General features: G+C 66.9%; 23 protein-coding genes. 13 read left to right on the top strand and 10 right to left on the bottom strand.

Going from position 1 to position 25,153, the window contains the following annotated elements; translation table 11 throughout:
- Positions 1 to 21: 21 nt before the first annotated feature.
- Positions 22 to 2,217: an MMPL family transporter gene (locus R2733_04560; GenBank protein ID MEZ5375762.1), complete on the bottom strand. Its 2,196-nt coding sequence runs from the start codon at positions 2,215 to 2,217 to the stop codon at positions 22 to 24.
- Between the two features lie 152 nt (positions 2,218 to 2,369).
- Here R2733_04560 and R2733_04555 point away from each other — a divergent pair, with 152 nt between their 5' ends.
- Positions 2,370 to 3,539, top strand: coding sequence for a sensor histidine kinase (locus R2733_04555; GenBank protein MEZ5375761.1), 1,170 nt, complete (start codon positions 2,370 to 2,372; stop codon positions 3,537 to 3,539).
- Entirely contained in the window at positions 3,536 to 4,213 is a 678-nt protein-coding gene (locus R2733_04550; protein MEZ5375760.1) for a response regulator transcription factor, read from the top strand. Before R2733_04555 ends, R2733_04550 begins: the two co-directional genes overlap by 4 nt.
- A 32-nt stretch (positions 4,214 to 4,245) precedes the next feature.
- Here the strand turns inward: R2733_04550 and R2733_04545 are convergent, their stop codons facing one another.
- The gene (locus R2733_04545; protein MEZ5375759.1) at positions 4,246 to 4,866 is read right to left on the bottom strand and encodes a DUF4178 domain-containing protein; all 621 of its coding nucleotides are present in this window, start codon (positions 4,864 to 4,866) and stop codon (positions 4,246 to 4,248) included.
- 122 nt (positions 4,867 to 4,988) lie between these two features.
- On the opposite strand from R2733_04545, the gene R2733_04540 reads away from it, so the two are divergent.
- The 4 genes from R2733_04540 (at position 4,989) to R2733_04525 (ending at position 8,175) form a co-directional block, all read left to right on the top strand.
- A complete protein-coding gene (locus tag R2733_04540) occupies positions 4,989 to 5,639 on the top strand; it encodes a DUF2617 family protein (protein ID MEZ5375758.1) in 651 nt (216 codons plus the stop codon).
- Entirely contained in the window at positions 5,636 to 6,133 is a 498-nt protein-coding gene (locus tag R2733_04535; GenBank protein MEZ5375757.1) for a DUF4247 domain-containing protein, read from the top strand. The genes R2733_04540 and R2733_04535 overlap by 4 nt, the downstream gene beginning before the upstream one ends.
- A 61-nt stretch (positions 6,134 to 6,194) precedes the next feature.
- Positions 6,195 to 6,611 carry a DUF350 domain-containing protein gene (locus R2733_04530; GenBank protein ID MEZ5375756.1) on the top strand — a complete coding sequence of 139 codons (417 nt, stop codon included), beginning with the start codon at positions 6,195 to 6,197 and terminating at the stop codon, positions 6,609 to 6,611.
- Entirely contained in the window at positions 6,592 to 8,175 is a 1,584-nt protein-coding gene (locus R2733_04525) for a polyamine aminopropyltransferase (protein ID MEZ5375755.1), read from the top strand. The genes R2733_04530 and R2733_04525 overlap by 20 nt, the downstream gene beginning before the upstream one ends.
- 12 nt (positions 8,176 to 8,187) lie before the next feature.
- On the opposite strand, the gene R2733_04520 is transcribed toward R2733_04525, so the two are convergent.
- Together R2733_04520 and R2733_04515 are read right to left on the bottom strand one after the other, a co-directional pair.
- The gene (locus R2733_04520; protein ID MEZ5375754.1) at positions 8,188 to 8,505 is read right to left on the bottom strand and encodes a transcriptional regulator; all 318 of its coding nucleotides are present in this window, start codon (positions 8,503 to 8,505) and stop codon (positions 8,188 to 8,190) included.
- A 25-nt stretch (positions 8,506 to 8,530) separates the two neighbouring features.
- The gene (locus R2733_04515; protein ID MEZ5375753.1) at positions 8,531 to 8,998 is read right to left on the bottom strand and encodes a hypothetical protein; all 468 of its coding nucleotides are present in this window, start codon (positions 8,996 to 8,998) and stop codon (positions 8,531 to 8,533) included.
- A 116-nt stretch (positions 8,999 to 9,114) separates the two neighbouring features.
- Here R2733_04515 and R2733_04510 point away from each other — a divergent pair, with 116 nt between their 5' ends.
- Positions 9,115 to 9,474, top strand: coding sequence for a VOC family protein (locus R2733_04510; GenBank protein ID MEZ5375752.1), 360 nt, complete (start codon positions 9,115 to 9,117; stop codon positions 9,472 to 9,474).
- Between the two features lie 189 nt (positions 9,475 to 9,663).
- Here R2733_04510 and R2733_04505 read toward each other — a convergent pair whose 3' ends face one another.
- Positions 9,664 to 10,551 carry an enoyl-CoA hydratase gene (locus R2733_04505; protein MEZ5375751.1) on the bottom strand — a complete coding sequence of 296 codons (888 nt, stop codon included), beginning with the start codon at positions 10,549 to 10,551 and terminating at the stop codon, positions 9,664 to 9,666.
- A 75-nt stretch (positions 10,552 to 10,626) separates the two neighbouring features.
- Between R2733_04505 and R2733_04500 the strand changes: the two genes are divergently transcribed.
- The gene (locus R2733_04500) at positions 10,627 to 12,078 is read left to right on the top strand and encodes an MFS transporter (GenBank protein ID MEZ5375750.1); all 1,452 of its coding nucleotides are present in this window, start codon (positions 10,627 to 10,629) and stop codon (positions 12,076 to 12,078) included.
- A gap of 9 nt (positions 12,079 to 12,087) precedes the next feature.
- On the opposite strand, the gene coaE is transcribed toward R2733_04500, so the two are convergent.
- Complete coding sequence (gene coaE / locus R2733_04495; protein MEZ5375749.1) at positions 12,088 to 12,723, bottom strand: dephospho-CoA kinase; 636 nt, start codon at positions 12,721 to 12,723, stop codon at positions 12,088 to 12,090.
- A complete protein-coding gene (locus R2733_04490) occupies positions 12,720 to 13,385 on the bottom strand; it encodes an alpha/beta fold hydrolase (protein ID MEZ5375748.1) in 666 nt (221 codons plus the stop codon). The genes coaE and R2733_04490 overlap by 4 nt, the downstream gene beginning before the upstream one ends.
- Before the next feature lie 80 nt (positions 13,386 to 13,465).
- On the opposite strand from R2733_04490, the gene R2733_04485 reads away from it, so the two are divergent.
- Positions 13,466 to 14,095 carry a class I SAM-dependent methyltransferase gene (locus R2733_04485; protein ID MEZ5375747.1) on the top strand — a complete coding sequence of 210 codons (630 nt, stop codon included), beginning with the start codon at positions 13,466 to 13,468 and terminating at the stop codon, positions 14,093 to 14,095.
- Here the strand turns inward: R2733_04485 and R2733_04480 are convergent.
- On the bottom strand, positions 14,092 to 15,057 hold the full coding sequence (locus R2733_04480) for a Gfo/Idh/MocA family oxidoreductase (protein ID MEZ5375746.1): 966 nt from the start codon (positions 15,055 to 15,057) through the stop codon (positions 14,092 to 14,094). The genes R2733_04485 and R2733_04480 overlap by 4 nt on opposite strands.
- Before the next feature lie 80 nt (positions 15,058 to 15,137).
- On the opposite strand from R2733_04480, the gene R2733_04475 reads away from it, so the two are divergent.
- The 3 genes from R2733_04475 to R2733_04465 all read left to right on the top strand — a co-directional run bounded on the left by R2733_04475 (position 15,138) and on the right by R2733_04465 (position 18,121).
- Positions 15,138 to 15,911: an SDR family NAD(P)-dependent oxidoreductase gene (locus R2733_04475; GenBank protein ID MEZ5375745.1), complete on the top strand. Its 774-nt coding sequence runs from the start codon at positions 15,138 to 15,140 to the stop codon at positions 15,909 to 15,911.
- Positions 15,912 to 15,916: 5 nt separating this feature from the next.
- The gene (locus R2733_04470; GenBank protein ID MEZ5375744.1) at positions 15,917 to 17,143 is read left to right on the top strand and encodes a cytochrome P450; all 1,227 of its coding nucleotides are present in this window, start codon (positions 15,917 to 15,919) and stop codon (positions 17,141 to 17,143) included.
- Positions 17,144 to 17,425: 282 nt separating this feature from the next.
- On the top strand, positions 17,426 to 18,121 hold the full coding sequence (locus tag R2733_04465; GenBank protein MEZ5375743.1) for an AIM24 family protein: 696 nt from the start codon (positions 17,426 to 17,428) through the stop codon (positions 18,119 to 18,121).
- A 125-nt stretch (positions 18,122 to 18,246) separates the two neighbouring features.
- Here R2733_04465 and R2733_04460 read toward each other — a convergent pair whose 3' ends face one another.
- Both R2733_04460 and R2733_04455 read right to left on the bottom strand, forming a co-directional pair.
- Entirely contained in the window at positions 18,247 to 18,918 is a 672-nt protein-coding gene (locus tag R2733_04460) for a PhoU domain-containing protein (protein ID MEZ5375742.1), read from the bottom strand.
- Between the two features lie 31 nt (positions 18,919 to 18,949).
- Positions 18,950 to 20,092 carry a Na/Pi symporter gene (locus R2733_04455; protein MEZ5375741.1) on the bottom strand — a complete coding sequence of 381 codons (1,143 nt, stop codon included), beginning with the start codon at positions 20,090 to 20,092 and terminating at the stop codon, positions 18,950 to 18,952.
- A 221-nt stretch (positions 20,093 to 20,313) separates the two neighbouring features.
- Between R2733_04455 and R2733_04450 the strand changes: the two genes are divergently transcribed.
- Positions 20,314 to 25,122 (top strand): NAD-glutamate dehydrogenase, encoded by a 4,809-nt coding sequence (locus tag R2733_04450; GenBank protein MEZ5375740.1) that lies wholly within the window; start codon positions 20,314 to 20,316, stop codon positions 25,120 to 25,122.
- Positions 25,123 to 25,153 lie beyond the last annotated feature (31 nt).

Here is a 25,153-nt window from a genome sequence, read left to right as displayed (position 1 = left end):
CGAATGTCGGCGACGGCGACGCTAGGCGATCGGAGGGTACGGCTGCATCCGGGACCCGGATGGTGTGACGGTGTCTGGCACCGCGAGATCGGCCCCTTCGATGTCGATCGTCGGAAGGAGTCGGTCAAGCCAGGCCGGGAGCCACCAGTTGGCATCGCCGAGCAGCTTCATCGTCGCCGGCACCAGCACGCAGCGCACCACGGTGGCATCGATCAGGATGGCCGAGGCAAGCCCCAGTCCCATCATCTTCACGACCGGATCGTCGCCCAGCGAGAAGGCGCCGAACACCGAGATCATGATGAGGGCCGCCGAGGTGATCACCCGCCCGGTGCCCGCCAGCCCGGCCACCACGGAGGCTTCGTTGTCGCCGGAGGCCACGTACTCCTCACGCACTCGGCTCAGCAGGAACACCTCGTAGTCCATCGACAATCCGAACAGCACGGCGAACATGAACATGGGGACGAAGGACACGATCGGTACCGTCGTCTCGAGTCCGATGAGTGATGCGCCCCAGCCCCACTGGAAGACGACGACGAGCAGTCCATAAGCGGCGCCGATGGAGAGCAGGTTCAGCAGCGCAGCCTTGAGCGGCACCAGGAGCGAACGGAAGACCACGGTCAGCAGGAGGAACGACAGCACCACGACGGACGCCACGAACAGCACGAGTCGATCGCTGACCCGCTTGGCCACGTCGCCGAAGTTCGCCGTCATCCCGCCGATGTGCGCGCTGACGCCGGTGCCGTCGAGCACCCCGGGGAAGACATCGGCGCGCAGTCGCTCGACGGTGGCATAGGTGGCGTCGTCCTGCGGCGCCGATGTGGGGAAAGCCACCAGCGTGGCGATGCCGGCGTCGGACGCAATCTCGGCCGGCGCAACGGCGGCGACACCAGGGTCGGTGGCGATCGCGGCAGCGAGTGCGTCGACCACCGCCGGCGCGGTGTCGGGGTCGTCACCGAGGTCGACGGCGATGACCAGCGGGCCGTTGACACCGGGCCCGAAGCCCTCGGCAGCGAGATCGTACGCCCGTCGCTCCGTTCGGGACTCGGGCTGGGTCCCCTCGTCGGGGAAGCCGAGCTCGAGTGCGACGACCGGGGACGCTGCAAGCAAGAGGGCGGCCGTCACGCCGACGGCGTACGTCCAGGCATGGCGCGATACGTGTGCCCCCCATCGGCGCCATCCGGCGCTGGGTCCCGATGCCGCGGCGTGACCGCGACGGTGGAGGCCGAGCCGATTGATCCACTGGCCACTGAGGCCGAGAAAGGCGGGCAGGAGGGTCAACGAGGCCACCACCATGAGGGCGACGATCAACGAGACGGCCACCGCCATCGCCGTCAGGAACGGAAGGCCGGCGATCGACAGGCCGAGAATGGCGATGACCACGGTGCCACCAGCGAACAGCACCGCTTGACCGGCGGTGGCCACCGCTCGCCCGGCTGCGTCCTCCACGCTGCAACCTCGGGCCAGGAACTCCCGATGTCGTGTCACGAGAAAGAGGGCGTAGTCGATGCCAACGCCGAGTCCGATCATTGCGCCGACGTCGGGTGCCCAACTCGACACCGGGACGAGATAGGCCACCAGGGGCATGGCCGAGACACCGAGGGCGAGACCGAACACGGCGATGCCGATCGGCAGGCCCATGGCGATCAAGGATCCGAACGCCACGAGGAGGATGACCACGGCAGCGCCCAAGCCGATGAGTTCGTGCGCCGACCCTGCCGGCTCCTCGTAGGTGAAGAACAGCTCGCCCCCGGCCTCGACCTGGAGGTCGACCTCGGTGCGAAGCTCTACCATCGCGTTCTTCAGGTGATCGAGATCCTCGGGCGCCATGTCAGAAAGCAGGGGGTACTGCACCTCGACGACGGCCACGGTCTCAGACGGCGCAATGGTCGGGACGGCGTTGATCACCTTGGGCAACGCGGACAGAGTCGTCACCACCGTGCCGAGGTCGCCCTGAGCGGTCGGGTCGGCGAAGCTTGCGCCGGCCGGGGCTGCTGCGATCACTCGTGCTGTCACACCGGCGCGGTCGGAACCGGCAGAGGACAGCAGCTCGGTCGCCAGCTGGGAGTCGACACCGGGCGCATCGAAGCTGTCTTCCAGCTGGCGGCCGACGCTGAGCGATGCCGTGATCACAAGTGCGGCAGCCGCGAGCCACAGCCCGATCACACGCCACGGTCGCAGGGCGGAGTAACGCCCCAGTCGATAGAGCAAGCCGGTCATGTCGGTCCTTTCGAGAAGTCACCTCGATCGTCGCGACGGGCTGTTCCGGCGGCATCGGGTGATCGGCTCGTTCCGGGTTGGCCGACCGGCGGGTTCGCGGATCGTCCTTTCGGCCGATCCACGTCGCTGACTGGCTGCCTACGATGGCAACCGTGATTCCGGCCAGTTGGCGAGCGTTCGCTGCGGAACCCGCGGTGCCGAACGCACCGCGACGCGTCAGCCGTGACTGGGTGATCGTCGGCGTCAGCAGCGCGATCGCCCTTGCGGAAGTGATCTTTCGGACAGATCCGGACTTCGAGGGTCTCTCGATCGCGTGGCGGGCCGCGACCATGCTCGTCTTCCTGGCCGTCGCTCCCTACTCGCTGCTGATTCGTCGCACCGCGCCCTTGCGAGCCGTGGTCGTCGGGTTCGTCCCCACCATGGTGTTCGGCGTCATCGTCCGAGTCGCCACCGGTCACGTCGGCGGGGTCGTGGCCAGTGCCGTGATCCTGATCTCTGGCTACGCCCTGTTCCGGTGGGGATCGGGACGCGACGCGCTGCGCGGGGGAGCCGTGATGGCCTGGGCCGGAGTGGTCGGCATTCTCACCGATCCCGGCACGATTGGCGAGGCCGTCGGTGGCACGATCGTGCTCCTCCTTCCGATCGAGATCGGACTCATGGTTCGGTACCGCGCTGCCGCCCAGAAGCGTGCCCTGTCCGAAGCCCAGTCACGTGAACGCGAGCTACTGGCGCGGGAGCTACACGACACCGTCGCCCACCACGTGTCGGCAATCGCCATCCAAGCCCAGGCGGGCCAGGCCATCGCCGCCACGGATCCCGAGCGGGCCCTGCGCGTCCTCGCAACCATCGAAGGCGCAGCGTCTCGTACGTTGGCGGAGATGCGAACGATCGTGTCGACGCTGCGAGCCGGGGCCGAGGCCGACCTGGCGCCGCGACGCGGTGCGGCGGATCTCCACTTGCTCGTCGACATCGTTCCCCCGTCGTTGCAGCTCGATGTCACGGTTGCCGACACGCTTGGCGTCGTCGATCCTGCGGTCGATTCGGCGATCTATCGGATTGCGCAGGAATCCATCACGAACACCGTGCGTCATGCTCGCCATCCGAACGTCGTTCACATCCAGGTCGACGGCGACCCCGGCACGATTCGGGTCCGCGTCGATGACGACGGCAACGCCGTCTCGGGCCCCGTCGACGGCCAGGGGTTCGGTCTGTTGGGCATGGCCGAGCGGGCGCATCTGCTCGGCGGTACGTTCCGGGCCGGACCGCGACCAGGCGCCGGCTGGCAGGTCGAGGTCGAACTTCCACGGTGGCCGGCACGATGAGCGACGGCGCGCCCCTGCGGCGAGTGTTGGTCGCCGACGACCAGGAGCTGGTACGAACCGGTCTGACCATGATTCTCGATGCCCAGCCGGGCATCGAGGTGGTGGCGCAGGTGGCCAACGGGCGCGAGGCGGTCGACACCGCCCGACGGTTGCGGCCCGATGTCTGCCTCCTCGACATTCGTATGCCCGAACTCAACGGGATCGAGGCCACCCGCCTGCTTGCCGGGCCCGATGTGGTCGACCCGTTGGCGGTCGTGGTGATCACGACGTTCGATCTCGATGAGTACGTGCACGGCGCGCTGAAGGCCGGTGCTCGAGGCTTCCTGCTGAAGGACGCCGGTCCGGCGCTGCTGGCCCAGGCCATCCACGCCGCAGCCGATGGAGACGCCCTGATTGCGCCCAGCGTGACGGCCCGGCTGTTGGCGACGTTTGCCTCCGGAGCACCGACCACCACCGTGCAGCCGATCGAGCCGCTTACCGAGCGGGAAGAGGAGGTGCTGCTCACCGTGGCCAGTGGCCGGACCAACGCCGAGATCGCCGACGAGTTGTTCATCTCGCTCAGCACCGTCAAGAGTCATCTGGCGAGCCTCATGACCAAGCTGGGTGCCCGAAACCGGGTCGAGATCGTGATGTGGGCCTACGAGACCGGACGGGTCGCACGCCGGGAGCGCTGATGCCTTGAACCGCAGGTGGGGCCCGAGTGGTGCTACTGCAGGCCGGCCGAGTCGGTGACGTCGACGCCGAGCGCCACCTCCCACGACCCCCAGTGGCCATGGTCGGCCATGAGGTCGGAGCCGCAGCTGCTGCACTTGTTGGCGGCATCGGCATGGAGCGGAGCGTGGCAGTTCGGGCACAACCCCGACGTCGCCCGGCGGCGCCGCCCCGCCCCCTCCTCGCCGAACCGTTCGAACCCGATGCGCATGTTGTCGGGTCCGTTGAAGTCGACGTAGTCGATCGTGCCGGACGCGAACAGATCGACCTCGCCCTTCGAGGTGTACGACACCGTGCCGCTCTCGTTGCGCCGGAACGACTGGCCGTTGTAGGTGATCGACTTGTCGTCGGGACCGCCCTTGACGTCCCACACCTCGACGTCGGACCACAGCGTTGCTCGGGTCCGATCGAAGTTCTCGACAGCCACCCACAGCCGTTCGCCGTCCTGGTGCTCGACGAGGTGCTCGATCCAGCGGTCGCCGTCTTCGGACAACAGGAGCGTCCCCTTGATGACGCCCCGCCGGCCGTTCACCGATGTGCCGGCGCCGATCGGTGCGTTCGCCAACATCTCCAGCTTCTTCGTGCGGTCGCGGCCCTTGCCGAACTTTCCGAACATCAGATGACTCCCTCCGTCTGGCTGATGTGATGTGGGTGCACACTAATCGGTGCGCTGGGTTACACCGGCACGACGAGCGAGATTGCGCTACTCTCGGCGTCGCCGAGCCACAGGAGGGAACCATGGGCCAAGGCATCATGCTCAGACGACCGCCTCGCGTCCGGCCTCCCGTGGTCACCGCACTGGCGATCGACGTAGAGAGCGTCGACACCGACGGTCGAGCGCTTCGCCTGCACACCGGTCCGACACCGCATCATGCCGTTCGCACACTCGCCGTCGACCTGGGTCCGTGGCGAGTCGATCTCGACATTCTTTCCGCCTCGCACCGAGTCACCGTCCGAGCAGGTGATGGGGCAACCGAGCTGCTGGTCAGGGAGACGGTGGCATGCGGCGCCTCCGATGACGCTGTCGACGCCGACACCCTGCCGGGCACCTACGGGTGGAGCGTGAACGAGTGGGAGGTGCAGTTCACCTCGAAGACGGTCGTCGGCGACGACGCCGTTCGGATGGCGGCCAGCCAACTCGAACATCTGCACGACGTGCCGACGGCGATCGTCGGGCGGTTCCCCGGCGACGACCTCGCCCTCACGGCCCTCGTTGCCGACCTGCAGATGCTGCCCATCAGCGGAGCTGCTCAACTGGCCTGGCACTCATGGCATCTCTATCCGGGTGTCGACCCGCACGCCGTCATCACCCATACGGTCGCTCGCCCGCCGGCGGGTGCGCGCTCGTCCATGAGCGTCGACCGCCAGCGAAAGGACCTCGTCCGATGACTGCTCTTCGCCGCCCGTTCGGGATCGTCATCGTCTTCTTGCTGTTCGCTGCCTCCTGCGGATCGAAAGGCCCCGACCTCGCCACCACGGTCAAGGACATCCCGGGTGCCGAGTCGGTCTCGCCGTCGGATATCGGAGTGAGCGCCACCGATGCGTCCGGTGACAAGGTGACGGGCACCTGGCGGATCAACGGTGAGCCCGCCACGGTGGCCGATGCCATCGCCGCCAAGGAGAAACCCGACGAGCGCACCGACGACGCCGGCGGCGACGTCTTCCTGCTCTACAAGTCGGGAACGCTGTGGCTCTCGCCCAACGAGACCGGCTCGAACGTCGTGCTCTATGCCGACAACGACAAGGCCTACAACCGCCACAGTGGCGTCTTGCTCGCCAGCAATCGGTGGGGGAGCCGCATCAACACCTACCGTTCGAGCGGTTCGAGCAGCAGCAACAGCGGCAACGGCTTCCGGGGCGGCGGGTCGTCGTCCGGTAAGTGATCGTCGGCGAGGGAACCGGCCAAGCCGCTGAGATTCGAGCAATGACAGAGGGACCAACGACATGAGTGATTTCATCAACGACCTCGGCAACACCTTCGCCTGGTTGGGAACGGCCATGGCGCTGATGGCGCTGGGATTCGTGGTCGTCGACCTCCTGACGCCCGGCAACCTCCGGGCCCAGGTGTCGCAGAACCTCAATGCCGGTCTGCTGGTCGGCGGCAAGATGGTCTCGGTCGGGATCATCATCTTCGTCGCCATCTGGACTGCCCCCGACGCCCTCGACGAAGGACTGCTCGATGCTGTCCTGTACAGCGTTCTGGGATTGATCATGTCGGCGATCGTCTTCCTCCTCGTCGACCTCGTCCTGCCGGTGCGACTCCGCCAATTGGTGGAGGAAGACCGGTTCGACCCGGCGACGTGTGTTGCGGTCGGGGCCGAGATCGGCTTGGCTCTCGTCGTTGCCGCCGCCATCTCCTGACCTCGTCGAACCGTCGACTTCCGGCGCCGAACTGATCCGGCGCCGGCGGCTCCTGCTCTTCGTCGCGGCCGTCATCGCCGGGGCTGGCGTCGCCTACGAACTGTCGCTGATGCTGCTGGGTACGGTGACCATCGGCAGTACCGAGCGGGCCAACGCCATCGTGCTCGGTACCGCCATGCTCGGGATGGGGGTCGGGGCAACGAATGGTGGCCGCTGGGCCGGCCGGCCGGTGGCGGCCTTCATCCGGGTCGAGATGGTGTTGGCGCTCCTCGGCGCCGGCGCCGCACCGCTGCTCTACTGGACCTGGGCCCGACTCGACGCCTTCTGGGGTCCGCTGCTTGGTGTGGCCTTCGCGATCGGCGTGTGCATTGGAGCCGAGATGCCACTCCTTGCGGCGTTGAACGAGCGGCTGGCTGCCCAATCGCCAACCAAGGTCGTGGCCGACTACACCGCCGCTGATTATTTCGGTGCCCTCGTCGGCGCCATCGCGTTCGCCTTCGTGGTTCGACCGTTCTTCGGCATCGTCGAGGGCACGGTGCTGGTGGCCGTGGTCAACCTGTTGGCGGCGGCGGCCGTTGCGTTGATCGTCCCTGGCTCCGACCCTCGTCGGGTGGTGCCATTGCTCGTCGGTGGCGCCGGCGCGCTGGCCGCATTGGCGCTGGTGTCGCCGACGATCGTGGCCGACGGCCAGCAGGCCCAGTTCCGCGATCCGATCGTGGCCGCCGTCGACTCCGGCATCCAGGAATTGGTCGTCACCTCCCGAACCCACCCTGGTGGTGTGGTCGACACGCGTCTCTTCCTCGACGGTGATCTCCAGCTGTCGAGTGTCGACGAGTTCCGCTACCACGAGGCGCTGGTGCATCCGGCCGTGACCGGCGCCGCCAACGTGCTGATCCTCGGTGGTGGCGACTGCCTGGCGGCGCGAGAGATCTTGCGCCATCCCGAGGTCGAGTCGATCACGATGGTGGAGCTGGATTCCGGCGTGGTCGAGTTGATGCGTACGGTGCCGGAACTGGCGGTGCTCCCGAATGGTGCGTGCGACGATCCTCGCCTCCAGATCGTCAACGACGACGCCTTCACCTGGGTCGACCGGAGGGCAAGCGAGGGTCGTGTCGGTTTCGACGCGGTGATCGTCGACTTCCCCGATCCCGACACTCCAGCATTGGGCCGGCTCTACTCGGTGGAGTTGTACGAGCGAGTGGGGCGACTGCTGCGGCCCAACGGTCGGGTCGTCGTCCAGTGTGGATCGCCGTTCTTTGCTCCCGAGGCGTTCTGGACCTGTGCCGACACGCTCGAGGCGGCTGGCTTCGTCACGCTGCCGTATCACGTCGACGTGCCGTCATTCGGCGATTGGGGCTTCCACCTCGCCACGCTCGACTCGTTGCCTCCGACGACGTTCGTGGCCCTGCCCGACAACCGGTTCCTCACTGCCGCGATGTTCGCCGCGGCCCAGAACTTCTCGCCCGACGTCGCCCGCTCGAACGTCGACACCCGGCCCTCGACCATCCTCGACCCGTCGATCGTCGAGGCCGCTCAGGGAGCGTGGATCGGCTACGGGGGCTGAGGCGCGACCGCCTCAGCTGTCGACCATGTCGGGCGCGGTGGGCGCCGCAGCCACCAGCGCGTTGAGTGCATCGACGTGTCCCTGCATCGCCGATCGACCGTCCTTGGTGATCTTGAACCAGGTCTGGCGGTCCCGGCCTCGCCCCGTCTTCTTGACGGTGACGTAGCCGGCCTCGGTGAGGGCGCTCATCTGTTTCGACAGGTCGGAGTCGCTGAGGCCCAGCACCTCACGCAGGAAGGCGAACTCGGTGTTCTTGGAGTTCGCCAGCACGCCGAGCGCTGCGAGCCGCTTGGGCTGGGTGAGCAGCGGATCGAGGTCATCGAGGCTCATCGGAGGACCTCGGGCTCGTCGATGGTCATGCGGTGATCCCTGCCTCGACCTCGGCGCGATGGGCGGCCTCGGCGTAGCGACGCTCATAGACCGCAATGCCGATCGTGAACCCGACGAACGCAACCAGCGCTCCTGCCCACCAGCCGATCGCCAGGTAGGCGGCGAGGATCGCCCCGATGAGGATCGTCAGGCCCACGAGGTAGATCACCATCTCGTGCTTGATCGGGGCGGGCGCCTGCATGGGATTCGGTGCTGCACCCCGCTTGGCGACGTACCAACGCATCAGGGCGCCGGCCGTTGATCCCAGCACGACCCAGACCAACAACGAACCCCACACCGGGAGCGCATAGGCAGCCACCCATCCGGCGGCCGCCGCGCCGAACAGTGGTGGATACCACGGGCCGAGCTTCGGGTATCGGGTGTGGGCAAGGACCTGTGCCTTGCGCAGATCGTCAAGTTGCGTGAGGGGAGTGGGTGCCGCTTCAGATTCCATGTTGGAAATTGAATACTTCACTTTCCAACATGTCAAGTGAAATGTCCGACCTGGTGGGCGGCAGCGGCCCTCGTGTCATGGCGGGCGGCAGCGGGCCCTCGTGTAGGGTGCGGCCCATGGAGCTACGTGGTGTGCATCATGTGTCGATCAATGTGAGTGATCTCGACCAGACCGTCGCCTTCTACACCGACACCCTTGGGCTCGAGCTGCTCGACCGGCCCGACGATGCGATCGCTGTCCCCGGTCGCTGGCTGAGCTGCCCCGACGGTCGTCAGATCCACCTCTTGCTCAATGACATGCCCGAGGGAAAGGGTCAGCACTTCGCGTTCGAGGTGGCCGACATCGCGGCCGTCGTCACCGAACTCGATGCTGCCGGGGTGAAGACCGGTCGGGTCTCGACCATGGACGGCATCTGCCACCAGACGTTCTGCTCCGACCCGTCCGGCAACCTCGTCGAGTTCAACCAACGCCTCTGACGGAGCTCCGCTCCACACCGCACCGCCGGCTTCCACACCGCACCGCCGGCTTCCGCCCCGCAATACCAGCGCTGCCAACCTTCGGGCCTCCGTCCAATCCCAGCCAAGCTCCGGGGCACCGTACGAGGAGCGACGCGCAACCCCGGAGGTTGTGGCGTTTTGGACGCAGCCCCGAGGGTTCGGTCCGGGTCAGGCTTCGGAGCGGATGACGTCGACCCCGCTCGGGTCGACCAGTGAGTCGAACATGAGCTTGTTGTGACTGTGGCCAACATGGTGGAGGCCGAAGGCCGACTGGAGCGAGGTGTACATGCCCATCGCATCGAGCGTGTTGTTCACGCTCTGCTTGGCGAGGGTCAACCCGATCATGGGGCGCTTGGCGATGTGGGCCGCCATCTCGAGTGTGGCGGACTCCAGCTCGTCACGCGGCACCACCTTGGTGACCATGCCGTGGCGATGGGCTTCTTCGGCGGTGATCGCCCGGCCGGTGAAGAGCATCTCCTTGGCGAGCCGTGCCCCGACCTCGTAGGGATGGGTGAAGTACTCGTGGCCGTTCACGCCGAAGGCGACGACCGGATCGGAGAACGTGGCGTCGTCGGCGCAGATGATGAGGTCCATCGGCCACACCAGCATCAATCCGCCGGCGATCACCTTGCCCTGGACCGAAGCGATCGTCGGTTTCGGGAGGTTGCGCCAGCGCCAACACAGGCCCACATACATCTCGGCCTCCCGGGCCATGTAGCCCTCGGCGCCGGGTGCATCGAAATGGCACTGGGTGCCGATCGTCGGCAGATCGTTGATGTCGGTGGTGTCGCGCAGGTCGTGACCCGATGAGAAGTGTTTGCCGTCGGCGGCAAGGACGATGACGCGGATGTTGGTGGCGCGAGCCGCAACGTCGAACGCCTCGTTGAGTTCGCTCAGCATCTGGTAGTCCTGGGCGTTGGCGGCCTCGGCCCGTGCGAGCGTGATGCGTCCGACGCCCGGGGCCGGCTCGTCGTAGCGCACCCGGCTCCACTCACGATTTGGTGAGTCGCTCGGCGTGGGCTCGGAGGCGGGAGCGTCTGATGCATCGGTCGTCATGACGCTGTGTATACACCCTCGCCTGCCGGCGGGTCGAAGTGTCGGTGCCATCGGCGGTGGGCGTAGCCTGCGCCGGTGGCCACTTCCCTGCAGCAGCGACGCGCCGACACCGTCGCTGGGCTGCGAGCCAGGGGCGCCTACCAACGATGGGTGCTGATCACCTGTCTGGTCGGTGTTTTTGCGACCTCGTTCCCCGTCACGATCCTGACCGTGTCGCTCGGCGACATCGCCAAGGACTTCGACACCTCGGAAACCACCATCGCCTGGGTGGTGTCGGCGCCCATGCTCGCCGGTGCGGTCGCGCTTCCGCTTCTCGGTCGACTCGGCGACATCATCGGCCAGCGCCGGGTGTTCCTGGTCGGCTTCTTCCTGTCGGCGGTCACCGCTGCGCTCACGGCCGCGGCATGGTCGGCCCTCTCGCTCATCGCCTTCCGCACCCTGTCGCAGGTCATTGGTGCCGGCACCGGACCGAGTTCGATGGCGCTGATCATGCGCGAGATCCCTCGCCGAGAACGGGTGAAGGCCATGGGCTGGTGGTCACTCGTCGGCGCAGGATCGCCGGCCCTCGGTCTCGCGGCCGGCGGGCCTCTGGTCGAGCTGATCGGTTGGCGCTACGTGTTCGTTGCCCAGGCGGTCTTCTCGGTCCTTCCCGTGGTCATTGCCTGGTTCGTGCTGGAGGAGGTCGAGGCCAGCGACGGGTCACGGAGTTTCGACTTGCTGGGCGCACTCACCCTGGCCCTCTCGGCCGGCGGCGTCATGTTTGCGCTGACCCAAGGTCGAGCGTGGGGATGGACACATCCGGCGGTGCTGCTGGCCGCCGGATTCGGACCGGTCTTCGGGTTCGCGTTCGTCGCCGTCGAACGGCGAGCCGAATCACCGCTGCTCCCACTCGGCTTGCTTCGACGCCCTCACTTCGTGCTGCCGCTCGGGACCGAGTTCTTCACGAGCGCGGCCTACATGGGGGCGTTCGTCGTCACACCGCTGATGATGCGGGGCGTGCTGCGATGGGAGCTGTCGGCCGTCGCGCTCATGATGCTGTTGCGGCCGGCGGCGCTGAGCCTGTCCTCGCCGGTCGGAGGTCAGCTCGGCGCCAAGGTGGGGGAGCAACGAGCGGCGCTGTCCGGAGTCGTCCTCCTCACGATCTCGATGGGAGTGTTCTCGATTGCTGCCTTCCGAGAGATCGTCGCGCTCGTCGCCGTCGCCCTCGTGCTCCAGGGCATCTCCATGGGAACGCTGGGCCCGTCGATCGGTGCGATCTACGTGAATTCGGTCGACGACGACTCCATCGGGATGGCGACCGCCACCCAACGGATGGTGCAGCAGGTGGGCAACGCGCTCGGCATCTCCCTGCTCGTTGCGGTCTACGGCGGCGTCGCCACCACCACGGCCTTCGGGCGGGCGTACGTGGCTGCCATGGTCGTCGCGATGATCGGGCTGGGCTTTGTCAGCTCGATCGGACGGACCGGACCGCTGCGGAAGCGGCCAGCGTCGGTAACGGCTGGCGATGGGTCGGACACCGACGCCTGACGGTCGACGTCAGTCGCGAAGCGAACAGAGCCACGTCCAGCAAGCATCGACTTCCGCTCGAAGTGCGGCCTCGTCGGCAGCATTGGTGATGACCCGATCGGCGACGGCTCGACGATCCTCTTCGGAGGCCTGCCGCTCCACTCGACGACGTGCATCGGCCTCGTCCATCCCGCGCTCGACCGCTCGGGTCACGCGCAGCTCCACCGGCGCCTCCACGGTGATGACCGTGGTGTAGCCCCAAGGCGGGTCGAGGCGACCGAGTTGGCTCTCCACGAGGATGGCCATGTCGAGCACGACGATCTCACTGGTGCTCGCCTGCAGTCGATCGAGGAGTTCGGCGTTGATAGCTGGGTGGCTGATCGCGTTGAGACGGGCCAGCGCCTCGGGGTCACCGAAGACCTTGCCGCCGAGCGCCGGTCGGCTGATCGTTCCGTCGTCGGCGACGATCTCGGGACCGAACGCGTCGATGAGTGCGTGATAGGCCCGACCGCCCGGCTCGAGCACGAGGTGGCCGAGACCGTCCATGTCGATCACCTCGGCCCCATGCTCGGCCAAGGCCCGGGCGACGGTCGACTTGCCGGCGCCGATCCCACCGGTGAGTCCGACGATGAGCGGTGGCTGTTGCTCACCGCTGCCCGTGGTCACAGACCCTCGATGAACTCGGCGATGAGGTCGGCGACCTCTTGGGCGTGGGAGTCCTCGTGCATGGCGTGCTCGCCACCGGCGATCGAGACGAACCGAGCGTTCGGCATCTTGCGCTCGAGGTACTGCCCGGCGCCTGCGTACTCGGGACGGTCGGCGTCGCCGGCCAACACCAGGGTCGGGGTTGCCGTCTCGGCCACACGATCCATGACCACCGAGTCCTCCTGCAAGTTGAGTTCGGCGGCTTGCGGCACCACGCCGAAACGGTGGGCGTTCCGGCGCGAGCGGTCGTTCCACGCCTCTCGCTTCTCCGGATCACGGAACCCTGGGCCGGTGTTGAGCACCACGACGCCACGGGCCACACCGGGCCTTGTTGCCGCATGGGCCAGGGCCAGGTAGCCGCCGAGCGAGTGGCCGACGAGCACGGCCGGCTCGTCGAAGGTGGCGAGCAGTTCGTCGATGTCATCGAGGGCACGGTCACGTGTGTATTCGGCCGGATCGTCGGGAACCGGTGAGGCTCCGTGGCCCATGAGGTCGATGGCAGCCACCGTGTAACGATCCTGCAGCAGTGACATGCCGGTCGCCCAGGTGGCGGAGCTCGACCCGATGCCGTGCAGGAGGACGATGGGTGGGCCGGATCCGGCAGTGGTGACGTTGACACGCATCGTCGCACCCTACTGGTCCGGCGGTGCGCGCCCCAGTTGGGCTGCGGCCCACGCCGTTCGGAGGCCGTACCCTCACGCACATGAACACGACCACGCCCGGCTGGCAGGACCGGTTCTTCGCTCGTTGTTGGTCCCATCTGGCCGGCGGTATCGACGCGACGTTCCGCCCGCACAAGGACGAGACCCTCGTGGCGCTGCCCGACCGGATCATCGAGATCGGACCGGGCCTCGGTTCGAACTTCCGCCGCTATCCGGCGGGCGCGTCGGTGCTGGCGTTTGAGCCGAATCGGGCGATGCACGATGGTCTGCGCCGGGCTGCTGTCGACGCGGGGATCCAACTCGAGATCCGATCGGACGACCTTCGGGAGGCGGGGTTGGCCGATGGCAGCGTCGCCGCTGTTGTTTCGACCCTGGTGCTCTGCAGTGTCGGCGATCAGATCGCCATGGTGCGCGAGATCCACCGGATTCTCGAGCCCGGTGGCCGCTTCCTCTTCATCGAACACGTGGCGTCCGAGCAGCCGGTGGTACGTGGACTCCAGCGAGCCATTCGTTGGCCGTGGGGTCTGGTCGGTGATGGGTGCGATCCGGCTCCCGACACCGTCGACGCCATCGAGGCCGCCGGCTTCGCCGAGGTTCGTGCCACCCGAGACACTCTCGGCAGCAAGCTCAACCCCGCCCATCCCATCTACTGGGGTGTCGCCATTCGCTAGGACGGTGGTGGAACGGTGAGCATGCTCTCGACCAGTTCCTGGACGGCCAGCGCCTCGGCGAAGTTGGCGAGTGTGTGCGATTCCCCGTCGAGCATTCGAGCCAACTGATCCAGTTGTGAGTGGTAGGCCGACGTTCCAAGTGCGAGGCGATCGTCGCCGAGGAGGTCGGCCCACTCGCCTCCGTCGGTGGCCTGCAAGCGGTACCAGTCGAGGACCCGGAGCGATCGACTGCGTCCTCGCACCGTCAGATCGACGACGTCGGGTCCGACTCCCTCGCTGGTTCCGATCATCGTCAGCGGACCACGATCGGAGGTGAGACGGGCAACGGCGTCGCACTCGGCCGCCACGCCATCGGTGCCATCGGGGAACGAGACCGACGAATGCTCGAGTGTCAGCGGTCCGAGCAGCCGCCCGGCGAGGAAGAGGAAGTGTGAGACGACTTCGCGAATCCAGCCGCCTTGGTCTCGCAGCGCCAGCCACGCTGCCTTCTGGTGCCAGATGCGCGGCCAGTGAGCGAAGTGCAGACGGAGGTCGCACCGCACGATCTCGCCGAGTTCGCCCCGCTCGACGGCGTCGACGAGACGGAGCGCCGACGGCGCAGCCCCGAAGACGAAGTTGACAGCTGCGGGCAGGCCGCTCGCTGACACGTCGTCGACCAGCTTGCGACTCGCCGCAACATCGATCCCGAGCGGCTTCTCGCAGAAGATCGCCTTTCCTGCGGCGATGCACGCCTCGACGTACTGGCCGTGGAAGAGGGGTGGTACGGCGATGTACACCATGTCGGCGGCATCGATGACCTCTGTCGGGCCCGGCTTGATGTCGACGGCGTGCGCCCGAGCGTCGCAGGCACTGGGATCCGGGTCCCATGCGGCGACGACCTCGAAGGCAGGATGCAGCGAGAACTGCTCGACGAAGCGGGAGCCGACCGTTCCGAGACCGATGATGCCAACGCGATGAGTCACGGTGAGAACGTACCGAGATCGAGCCCCACGCGCCCGAACCTCGTCTGGGTCGGCGATGGTCGACCCTCTAGAGTGCGCAGATGGAGCTCGAGAACGCAGTTGCTGTCGTCACCGGAGGCGCATCGGGATTGGGTGAGGCGACAGCCCGGGAGCTGGCGGCGGCAGGCGCATCGGTGGCGATCCTCGACATGAACCGAGAGCGTGGTCCCGAGGTGGCGAAGGAGATCGATGGACTCTTCGTTGCGTGCGACGTCGGATCGGGCGACTCGGCGGTGGTCGCAATCGAACGAGTCGTCACCGAACTCGGTGTCCCGCGAGCGCTCGTCTGCTGCGCCGGCATCGGGGCAGGGAAGCGGATGGTCGGGCGTCGCCAGCCTCATGATCTCGAGCTGTTCGAGCGGGTCGTGCGCGTGAACCTGACCGGCACGTTCAACCTGTGCCGGCTCTTCGCCTGGGAGTTGCGAGACGCCGAGCCCCTGGGCGACGACGGCGAGCGGGGGGTGATCGTCACCACCTCCTCGATCGCAGCGTTCGACGGCGTCGACGGCGGTGTCGCTTACTCGGCGTCGAAGGGCGGCGTTGCGGGGATGACACTTCCGATGGCTCGTGACCTCGCACCCGAGGGCGTCCGGGTGATGTCGATCGCTCCCGGATCGTTCGAGACCCCGATGGTCGCCGGGATGCCCCCCGAGTTCGGTGAGGCAATGGCCGACTCGACCCCGTTCCCACCCCGGTTCGGCAATCCCGCCGAATACGGACGGCTCGCCCGCCACATCATCGAGAACCCGATGCTCAACGGTGAGATCATCCGCATCGACGGAGGCCTGCGCATGAGTCCATCTCGCCTCCGGTGACACCGATGACCACGGACCACGACATCGATCTGTTGGCAGCCGAGTGCGTCGATCGTCCCCACGAGTACCTGGGGCGTGTTCGAGACCGTGCGCCCATTGCTTGGAGCGACCGACACCGCGCGTGGGTGATCACCGGTCACCCCGAACTCGAGGCCGCCTTCACCGATCCGCGACTGTCGACCGAACGGATGGACGGCTTTCGCTCCCGGCTGAGCGGCGCTCGGGCCGAGGCGCTCGACGGCGCGATCCGTCTCCTCGAAGGGTGGATGCTGTTCCACGAGCCGCCGGATCACACACGACTCCGTTCGCCGCTGTCCCGATCGTTCACCCCGAGGGCCGTTGCGCCGCTCACATCGGCGATCGAGGGGTACGTCACACGATTGTTGGATCGCTTGGCGGTCGACCTCGCCGACGGCGCGATCGTCGACCTGGTCGAGGCATTCACCCATCCACTGCCGGCGGCCGTGATCGCCGAGCTCTTCGGTGTCCCCGAGGACGAAGGGCGCTGGCTTGCCGATTGGTCACAGAAGTTCGGCGTGGTCGTCTTCGGTGCGACCGGCCGGGCCGACTACGACGAACTCGCTCGTGCCGCCGGCTCGGAGCTGGAGCAGAACCTAGGGGCGCTCATCGAGCGCTATCGCCGGGCGCCCGAGAACAATCTGCTGTCTCTCCTCCTCGAATCCGAGTCGGATCCGAGCGGCCTGACGTCGGCAGAGATGCTGGGCGCCTGTTCGCTTCTGCTCTTCGCCGGTCACGACACGACGACGTCGCACCTCGGTTCCGCCACCGCGGCACTGCTCGACGATGGACACGCGGCTCGCGACCTCCGGCACGGTGATGTCGACATCGCGCCGGCCGTCGAGGAACTCCTACGGTTCGAGAGTCCGGCGAAGGCGATGATGCGCACGGTCGCCGAGACCCACGACCGCGACGGCTGTCGCTTCGAGCAGGGGCAGACCGTGTTCTTCACGATCCTCGCCGCCAACCGAGATCCGCGTGTGTTCGAACGTGCCGAGCGTCTCGATCTGCGCCGAGATCCCAATCCCCATCTGGCGTTCGGGAGGGGTCACCACTTCTGCCTCGGGGCGTCCCTCGCTCGGCTCGAGTCGAGCATCGCCATTCCGGCGCTCCTGCGACGGTTCCCGACGCTACGCCTTGCTGGTCCCGTCGAGTGGAAGGCGACGATCAGCGATCGTTCCGCCCGGTCGATCCCCGTGGCGATCGACGGCTGACACCGGCCCGCCGGGTAACGACATCGAGTGTCGGTGTGGCCTGCCCGGATGCCGGCGTGTCGAGTCGCTACCATCGCCATCATGTCGACACCCGCCGGTTGGTATCCAGATCCCGCAGGTGACCCTGCCCTCGTCCGCTACTGGGACGGGACGGCCTGGACCAACGAGACACAGCCCGCCCAGCCGACCCCACCGCCTCCAGCGGCCGAGCCGACCCCTCCGCCTCCGGGTCCGAGTTCGACCCCACCGCCCCCGGGTCCGGGGGCCTCAGCCTCCGCCCCGATGGGAGGAGGAACCGGAGGCATCCGCTCGGAGCTTCTCGATGATCGCTACGCCGAGGTCGGGTCGGGATCGGGCCAGCGAGTCATCCGACAGAACACCAAGATGCTGAAGGTGACCCTGGGGGAGCCGGTCCTCGCCCGCCAGGGATCGATGGTGGCGTTTCAAGGCGACATCGACTTCGACTACGAGGGGTCGGGCAGCGTCGGCAAGTTCATGAAGAAGGCGCTCACCGGCGAGGGTGTGCCGCTCATGCGCTGCAGCGGTACTGGCGAACTGTTCCTCGCTCACGAGGCCGATCAGGTCCACATCCTGCATCTCGAGGGCGCCGGACTCACGATCAACGGGAAGAACGTCCTTGCCTTCGAGCCGACGCTGCAATGGGACGTCGTTCGTGTGCCGGGGGCCGGCATGGTCGCCGGTGGCATGTTCAACACGCAGATTGCGGGTCACGGGTGGGTCGCGATCACCACTCAGGGTGAGCCGGTCGTGCTCAAGACGGATCAGCCGACGTTCGCCGATCCCGATGCGGCGGTCGCCTGGAGCTCGTCGTTGTCGACGTCGCTCAACCGGACCGTGAAGGCGAAGGCACTGATCGGCCGCGGCTCGGGCGAGGCGTTCCAGTTGGCGTTCACCGGAAGCGGCATCGTCATCGTGCAGCCGGCCGAGGGGCGGATCGCTCCCACTGCCACGGCCTGAGGCGCCGCTGGCCGGGTAGTCAAGGCCTGAGGCGCCGCTGGCCGGGTAGTCAAGGCCTGAGGCGCCGCTGGCCTGGTAGTCAAGGCCTGAGGCGCCGCTGGCCGGGTGGCCGCGGCTCCGGAGGCTCAGTCGTCGGTGTCGACGGTGCCCTGGTCGAGGTAGTCGGCGTACTGGATCGGATCGACCGAGGTCCGAACGATGCCGATCAGGTTGGCCACGATTCGCTTGAGGTATCGGTAGTAGATGGCGCGGGGGACGACCTCGTGGCCGGGCCGATCCGAGCGCATGAACTCGTCGATCTTGGCCTGGGTGTCGGCGACGATGGTGTTGGCGCGGGCGACGTAGTCATCGGTCGGCACTTCTTCGGCACTGGCGAGCATCTCGGCGGCCTCGGCGAAGAGCGCCGACACGGTCGAGCGTTGAGCGAGCATTGCCTCGGTGTCGGGCTGGTTCGACAAGAGGACGCCGCCCTCGGCCAGGTCGAGAATGTTCTTCGCCTGGTCGCCGATGCGCTCGATCTTCTTGAGCAGGAGGATCAGGCCGAGCACCGTGCCGATGTCGGTGGCGCCTTTCACGGTGACGTGCACGACGAGCTCGGAGCGCAGCTCCTGCTCGGCTCGGTTGATGCGGGCGTCAGTCTCGCGGATGTCGTCTGAGACGGCGTCGACATCGGCGCCGGTGAGCAGGGCCAGCGTTGCCAGGTCGAACGAATGCCGTGCGTCGCCGAGCATCGTGACCGAGCGGTGCACGATGTGGTCGAGTCCGCCGCCGGGCGACTTCTTGAAGAAGGAGAGCATGTGCGTTACCGCCTTGTGAAGAACGCTGGGGTCAGCGGAGGAGTACCACGCCGATCAGCGGGAGGACGATGAAGGACACCAAGACATAGCCGAAGGCGAGCGAGCGGCGCTGGACGGCGATGGTTGCCAGCCCTTCGGCGAGCCTGATCGGTACGTCCCGGGCGAAGGGGAGGACGTAGAGGAACAAGATGCCGAGCACGTTGAAGGTGGTGTGCGCCAACGCAACGGTGAGTGAGTCCGGACTCGAGGCCGCGAGGGCAGCGAGGAGGGCGGTGATCGTGGTGCCCACGTTTGCGCCGAGGGTCACCGGATAGGCGTTGCGCAGCGAAAGTACGCCGGCGGCGGTGAGTGGGATGAGAATCGAGGTGGTGATGCTCGAGGACTGCACGGCGATGGTGATGGACAGGCCGAGCACCAATGCGATCACTCCGCCGCCCTTCGACAGCACGGCGTTCATGGATCGCTCGACCCGATCGGCAACCAGGGTACGCATGTTCTTGGTGATGAGGGTCAAGGAGGCCAGCACGATCAGCAAGCCTGAGATGACCATGAGCGTGCCGAGCAGATTGCCCGAGGCCACGTTCTCCCATACCCCTTCGATCGCCTGGACCGGCCACTTGACCCAAGCCTTGACCGGTGACTTCCACTCCGATCCCGATGAGCCGACCAAGGTCTCGGAGATTCGCTGCGCGGTCGTCGACACGATGCCGGTGAGCAACTCGAGTGGGAGCAGCGTCGCTACGGCGAGGACGTTGAAGAAGTCGTGCACCGTGGCCGCGGCAAACGCCCGTTTGAACTCGGCCGACTGGCGTACGTGACCGAGCGACACGAGCGTATTGGTGACGGTGGTGCCGATGTTGGCGCCCATGACCATCGGGACGGCCTGGTCGACCGAAATGGCCCCCGACGCCACGAGCCCGACGATCACCGAGGTGCTGGCCGACGACGACTGCACCAGCACCGTCCCGAGAACGCCGACGCAGAGACCGGCCACCGGATTCGTGACCGCCGAGAAGAGCCGTTCCTGGGTGTCGGCCCCCATGATCTTGATGCCGGTCTCGAGGCTCGAGACGCCGACGAGGAAGAGGTAGATGAACCCGACGACGAGCACCGAGCGAACCGGTGTCGGGAGCTCATGACTGGCAGATTCCGAGGGGGCGGTGGTGGCACTCACGTCGCAGGAACGCTAGCGCGAGGATGAACTCGATGTGACCAACAGGCAAACAGTTGATGTTGGTCTGCTCGGGCCGGCGGACACCGGGTGTGACGTCGGACTCATCTCCGTCGTCCGAGCGCCGATGGTAGGGGCAACCCGTGCCGCCCGATGTGGCGTCAGCCGATGCCAGGCGACAGGGTGGTCTACGCTCGGAATCGCCCGGGGGGTGATGGGAAACGATGTCTGACTCGTCCGCACAGGTCAAGGGTGCCCTGGTCGATGCCGTGGTCGATCTGGCGCAGCGGCGCTACCGCGGTGATGACCCTTCGGAGAGCAGTCGGGTGATGCGCCTGTACTACCGCCGGATTCCCGCCCACGACCTTGCCGACAAGGAGCCGCTCGAGCTGTACGCCTCGGCGGTGCGCCACCTCGAGATGGCCCACACCCGCCAGCCTGCCGAGACGCTGGTGAGTGTGTACAACCCACGCACCGAGGTCGACGGCTGGTCGAGTCCACATACGGTGATCGATGTGGTGTGTGAGGACATGCCCTTCATCGTCGACTCGATCCTCGCCCTCCTCGAACAACTCGACTTGCAGGTCCACCTGCTGGCGCATCCGATGGCTCATGTCCAGCGCGACGAGCACGGCGACATCGTCCGGATCGAGGACGTGTCGAACGACTGCCCGAACGAGTCGCTGGTGCACCTCGAGGTCGACCGGGTGTCGGGAACCACGGGAGTCCGCGACCTTCAAGGCGAGGTCGAATCGGTTCTCGCCGACGTCCGCAAGGCGGTCGAGGACTGGATCCCGATGCGCAATCAGGCGCTGACGCTGGCCGAGGAACTCGACGGCTGGGCGGCCGAGGCGGCGACGGGTTCGCGCCGGTACGAATCATCGATCGGCAACGATCCGGCCGAGGTTGCTGCGTTCCTGCGGTGGATGGCCGAGGGCTTCTTCACCTTCACCGGCTACCGTGAGTACGACTTCGTCGACGACGCCGAGGGCGTTCGCAACGTTTCCCGCCCGAGCACCGGTCTCGGCCTGCTTCGACAGAGCGAGCCGACGGTGCGCCACTTCGGCGAACTCCCACCGCAGATCGCCGAGATGGCGCGTCGGCCCACCATCTGCAACCTGACCAAGGCCAACTCGTACTCGACCGTGCACCGAGCGGTGCCGCTCGACTACGTGGGGATCAAGGAGATCGACGAGCACGGTCATGTGACCGGCGAGCGTCGATTCATCGGGCTCTTCACGTCGACCGTGTACACGGGCCGCGTGCAGGACATCCCGATCGTGCGGGCGCGAGTGGCGGGTGTCATCGAGCGAGCCAAGTTCCCGGCCGGCAGCCACGATCGGAGCCGGCTGCTCAACATCTTGCAGACCTATCCTCGCGATGAGCTCTTCCAGACCGACGTCGATTCGATCAGTCGGATGTCGCTCGAGATGCTCGATCTGCGAGATCGTCGCCAGGTCAGTCTGCTACTTCGCCGTGACGACTTCGGCCGGTTCCTGGTCTGCATGGTCTTCGTTCCCCGTGACCGCCACACCACCGATGTACGGCTCGAGATCCAGCGCATCCTCATGGAGGCCTACCGGGGCACATCGTGTCGTTTCTCGACCGAGATCAGCGATGCGCCACTCGCCCGTCTGCAACTGGTGATCTACACCGACCCGAGGAACACCCACCCGCTCCCCGACCCCGAAGCGTTGCAGCAGCGCCTGAGCCGGGTGATCCGCAACTGGGACGACGACCTGCGAGCGGCGATTGTCGAGGAACACGGCGAAGACGCCGGGCTCGCGCTGTACGTCCGCTACCGGCGGGTGTTCGGCGACAGCTACCGCAACTCGGTGCTCGCCGAAGCAGCGGTGTTCGACATCGAGCGGCTCGACGCCCTCGGGCCCGACGATCTCGACGCCTGGTTGTCGCGTCCTCTCGAAGCCCGCAACGGCGAGATGCGCTGCAAGGTGTACCGCAGTTCCGAAGCGATCACGTTGTCGGAGTTCATCCCGATCCTCCACGATCTGGGCGCCATCGTGACCGACGAGCGCCCGTACGAGCTCAACATCCCAGCGGCGGGTCCCGCCTTCATCTACGACATCGGTCTGCGGTTCCCGAACCCCATCGACGCCGAGGACCGCGCTCGCTTCCGCAGCGCGCTCTTGGCGGTCCACAACCACGCGTCCGAGAGCGACGTGCTGAACCGCTTGGTCACCACCGCCGACGTCGAGTGGCGCTGGGTTTCGGTGCTCCGGGCCTACACGAGGTATCTCACCCAGCTCGGTGGCAGGTTCAGCCCGAGCTATGTGCACGAGATCGTGATCCAGTACGCCGACATCGCCCGAGGGCTCATCGATCTCTTCCGGGCCCGGCTCGACCCCGAGCATGCCGATCCATCCGTGGCCCAGGCGGTCCGGACATCGCTCTTCGAAGCGATCGACGTGGTCCCCAGCCTCGATGCCGACCGGATCCTAAGGGCCCTGGTGTCCCTGGTAGAGGCGACCGTGCGTACCAATGCGTGGCAGATCGGCGACGACCCGAGCCGAGCGATCGCTCTCAAGTTCGACCCTTCGCAGATCCTCGGCATGCCCAAACCCGTGCCGGCAGCCGAGATCTTCGTCTACAGCCCTCGCAGCGAAGGTGTGCACCTGCGGGCCGGTCTCGTCGCTCGCGGTGGTCTCCGCTGGTCGGATCGGATGGAGGACTATCGCACCGAAGTCTTGGGACTCATGAAGGCGCAGTCGGTGAAGAACTCCGTCATCGTGCCGGTCGGCGCGAAGGGCGGGTTCGTCTGTCGACATCTTCCCGACGGCGATCGCGCTGCGGTTCAGGAGGAGGTCGTTGCCTGCTACCAAATGTTCGTCTCGGCGCTCCTCGACGTCACCGACAACCTCGACGGCGACGAGGTGGTCCCGCCACCCGACACCGTCCGTCTCGACGGCGACGATCCGTACCTCGTGGTCGCCGCCGACAAGGGCACGGCCACGTTCTCCGACATAGCCAACGCCATTGCGGTCGACCGAGGCTTCTGGCTGCACGACGCATTCGCCTCGGGCGGCTCCGCGGGCTACGACCACAAGGCGTTGGCGATCACCGCCCGTGGCGCGTGGTGCTCAGTGGAAGCTCACTTCCGCCAGCTCGGCCATGACCCCGACACCGAGGACTTCACGGTCGTCGGCATCGGTGACATGTCGGGCGACGTGTTCGGCAACGGGATGCTTCGCAGCCCCCATATCCGGCTGGTGGCCGCGTTCGATCATCGCCACGTCTTCATCGATCCGACTCCCGATGCCGCGACCTCGTTCGTCGAGCGCCAGCGCCTGTTCGAGCTCCCGCAGTCCAGCTGGGACAGCTACGACCGCACCCTCATCTCCGAGGGCGGAGGGGTCTTCCCCCGCACGCTCAAGTCGATCTCCCTCACGCCGCAGATGGTCAGTGCGCTCGGTTTGCCGCTCGGCGTCTCGGCACTCAGCCCCAACGAGCTCATCCACGCCATCTTGTGTGCGCCGGTCGACTTGCTGTGGAACGGGGGTATCGGCACCTACGTGAAGGCATCGAGCCAGACCGACCTCGACGTCGGCGACCGTGCCAACGACGCGGTGCGAGCCGACGCCAACGAGTTGCGATGCCGCGTGGTGGGGGAAGGCGGGAACCTCGGATTCACCCAGCAGGCCCGCATCGAGTACGCCCGAGCCGGTGGACGGATCAACACCGACGCCATCGACAACTCGGGTGGCGTCGACTGCTCGGACCACGAGGTCAACATCAAGATCTTGCTGTCGAAGGCGATGAGCGATGGCGACCTCACACGCAAGCAGCGTGACCTCCTCCTCGAGTCGATGGCCGACGACGTGTGCCGGCTCGTGCTCGACAACAACATCGTCCAGAACGAGACCCTCAATGCGGCCGAAGTCCAGGCCGGCGGCATGGTCGATGTGCACCTGCGCCTGCTCGATTGGCTGAGCGAGCGGGCGGGTCTCGACCGAGAGCTCGAGGCGCTGCCGACCGACGCCGAACTCCTGCACCGGCACATCGACAACGACGGTCTCACCCGGCCCGAACTCGCCGTGCTGCTCGCCTATACGAAGAACCTTCTGACCGCCGACCTGTCGAGCTCCGATCTCCCCGACGATCCGTGGCTCGAGGAGCGGCTGTTCGCCTACTTCCCGCCGTCGCTGCAGCGCGACTTCGAGGGGCTGATCCACTCGCACCCGCTACGCCGTGAGCTGCTCAGCACGCTGGTGGCCAACGACATCGTGAACCACGGCGGCATCTCGATGACCCACCGGCTGATCGGCGAGACCTCGGCATCGACCTCGGACGTGGCCCGGGCGCACCTGGCCGCGTGGAGGATCTACGACCTGGCCGACCTCCAGGCTCAGGTGCGCGGCCTCGCCGACCAGGTGTCGGCAGCGACCCAGATTGCGATCGATCAGGAAGTCAAGCGGCTCGGCGAGCGGGCGGCTCGTTGGCTGCTTCGCAACGAGTCGCAGCCGCTGGCCATCGGCCGAGTCATCGAGGCCTACCGGGAACCCGTCGAGGTGTTGCACTCGATCGTCTCGGTCGACGTCGATGCATCGGCGCTGATCGAGGCCGGGGTTCCGGGCCCGTTGGCCTCGCAGGTTGCCACGCTCGGTGCGGCCTACGGATTCCTCGACTTGTCACACGTGGCGTCTCGCACGGGTTCGTCACTCGAGCAGGTGGCGGCCATCTACGGGGCACTTGACGCCGAACTCGATTTGTCGTGGCTGCGTGAGCGGATCACGGCGCTGCCTCGAAGTGACCACTGGGAGGCGTTGGCCCGGAGCGCGCTGCGCGACGACTTCTTCCGGGAGCACGCCGAACTCACGGCCACGGTGGTGTCACGGGCGCAGCGGTCCGACGACGGTGCGCCGTCCGACCTCGTCGAGGCGTGGATCGCCCGGAATGCGGTGGCGGTGGACCGTTGCCGTCGCACGTTCGAGGGCATTCGCCACGACGCCGAGCGGGATCTCGCCCGAGTCTCGGTCGCCGTCCAAGCGATGAGTCAGCTCAGCCGAACGGTCTGACACCTCCAGACCGAGTCGGGTCCGCCGGACC

The organism is Acidimicrobiales bacterium (assembly GCA_041394265.1).
Classification (GTDB): domain Bacteria; phylum Actinomycetota; class Acidimicrobiia; order Acidimicrobiales; family SZUA-35; genus JBBQUN01.
The sequence above is the reverse complement of the archived record's forward strand: the minus strand, read 5'-3'. Positions and strand labels throughout refer to the sequence as shown.

Excerpts from the sequence above, each read along its gene's own strand:
- R2733_04465 (MEZ5375743.1), top strand. The coding sequence starts at position 17,426 with ATGGGAGGAGGAACCGGAGGCATCCGCTCGGAGCTTCTCGATGATCGC.
- R2733_04515 (MEZ5375753.1), bottom strand. The coding sequence starts at position 8,998 with ATGGAATCTGAAGCGGCACCCACTCCCCTCACGCAACTTGACGATCTG.
- R2733_04530 (MEZ5375756.1), top strand. The coding sequence starts at position 6,195 with ATGAGTGATTTCATCAACGACCTCGGCAACACCTTCGCCTGGTTGGGA.
- R2733_04540 (MEZ5375758.1), top strand. The coding sequence starts at position 4,989 with ATGGGCCAAGGCATCATGCTCAGACGACCGCCTCGCGTCCGGCCTCCC.
- R2733_04550 (MEZ5375760.1), top strand. The coding sequence starts at position 3,536 with ATGAGCGACGGCGCGCCCCTGCGGCGAGTGTTGGTCGCCGACGACCAG.
- R2733_04485 (MEZ5375747.1), top strand. The coding sequence starts at position 13,466 with ATGAACACGACCACGCCCGGCTGGCAGGACCGGTTCTTCGCTCGTTGT.
- R2733_04460 (MEZ5375742.1), bottom strand. The coding sequence starts at position 18,918 with ATGCTCTCCTTCTTCAAGAAGTCGCCCGGCGGCGGACTCGACCACATC.
- R2733_04470 (MEZ5375744.1), top strand. The coding sequence starts at position 15,917 with ATGACCACGGACCACGACATCGATCTGTTGGCAGCCGAGTGCGTCGAT.
- R2733_04535 (MEZ5375757.1), top strand. The coding sequence starts at position 5,636 with ATGACTGCTCTTCGCCGCCCGTTCGGGATCGTCATCGTCTTCTTGCTG.
- R2733_04475 (MEZ5375745.1), top strand. The coding sequence starts at position 15,138 with ATGGAGCTCGAGAACGCAGTTGCTGTCGTCACCGGAGGCGCATCGGGA.
- R2733_04490 (MEZ5375748.1), bottom strand. The coding sequence starts at position 13,385 with ATGCGTGTCAACGTCACCACTGCCGGATCCGGCCCACCCATCGTCCTC.
- R2733_04505 (MEZ5375751.1), bottom strand. The coding sequence starts at position 10,551 with ATGACGACCGATGCATCAGACGCTCCCGCCTCCGAGCCCACGCCGAGC.
- R2733_04450 (MEZ5375740.1), top strand. The coding sequence starts at position 20,314 with ATGTCTGACTCGTCCGCACAGGTCAAGGGTGCCCTGGTCGATGCCGTG.
- R2733_04520 (MEZ5375754.1), bottom strand. The coding sequence starts at position 8,505 with ATGAGCCTCGATGACCTCGATCCGCTGCTCACCCAGCCCAAGCGGCTC.
- R2733_04560 (MEZ5375762.1), bottom strand. The coding sequence starts at position 2,217 with ATGACCGGCTTGCTCTATCGACTGGGGCGTTACTCCGCCCTGCGACCG.
- R2733_04545 (MEZ5375759.1), bottom strand. The coding sequence starts at position 4,866 with ATGTTCGGAAAGTTCGGCAAGGGCCGCGACCGCACGAAGAAGCTGGAG.
- R2733_04510 (MEZ5375752.1), top strand. The coding sequence starts at position 9,115 with ATGGAGCTACGTGGTGTGCATCATGTGTCGATCAATGTGAGTGATCTC.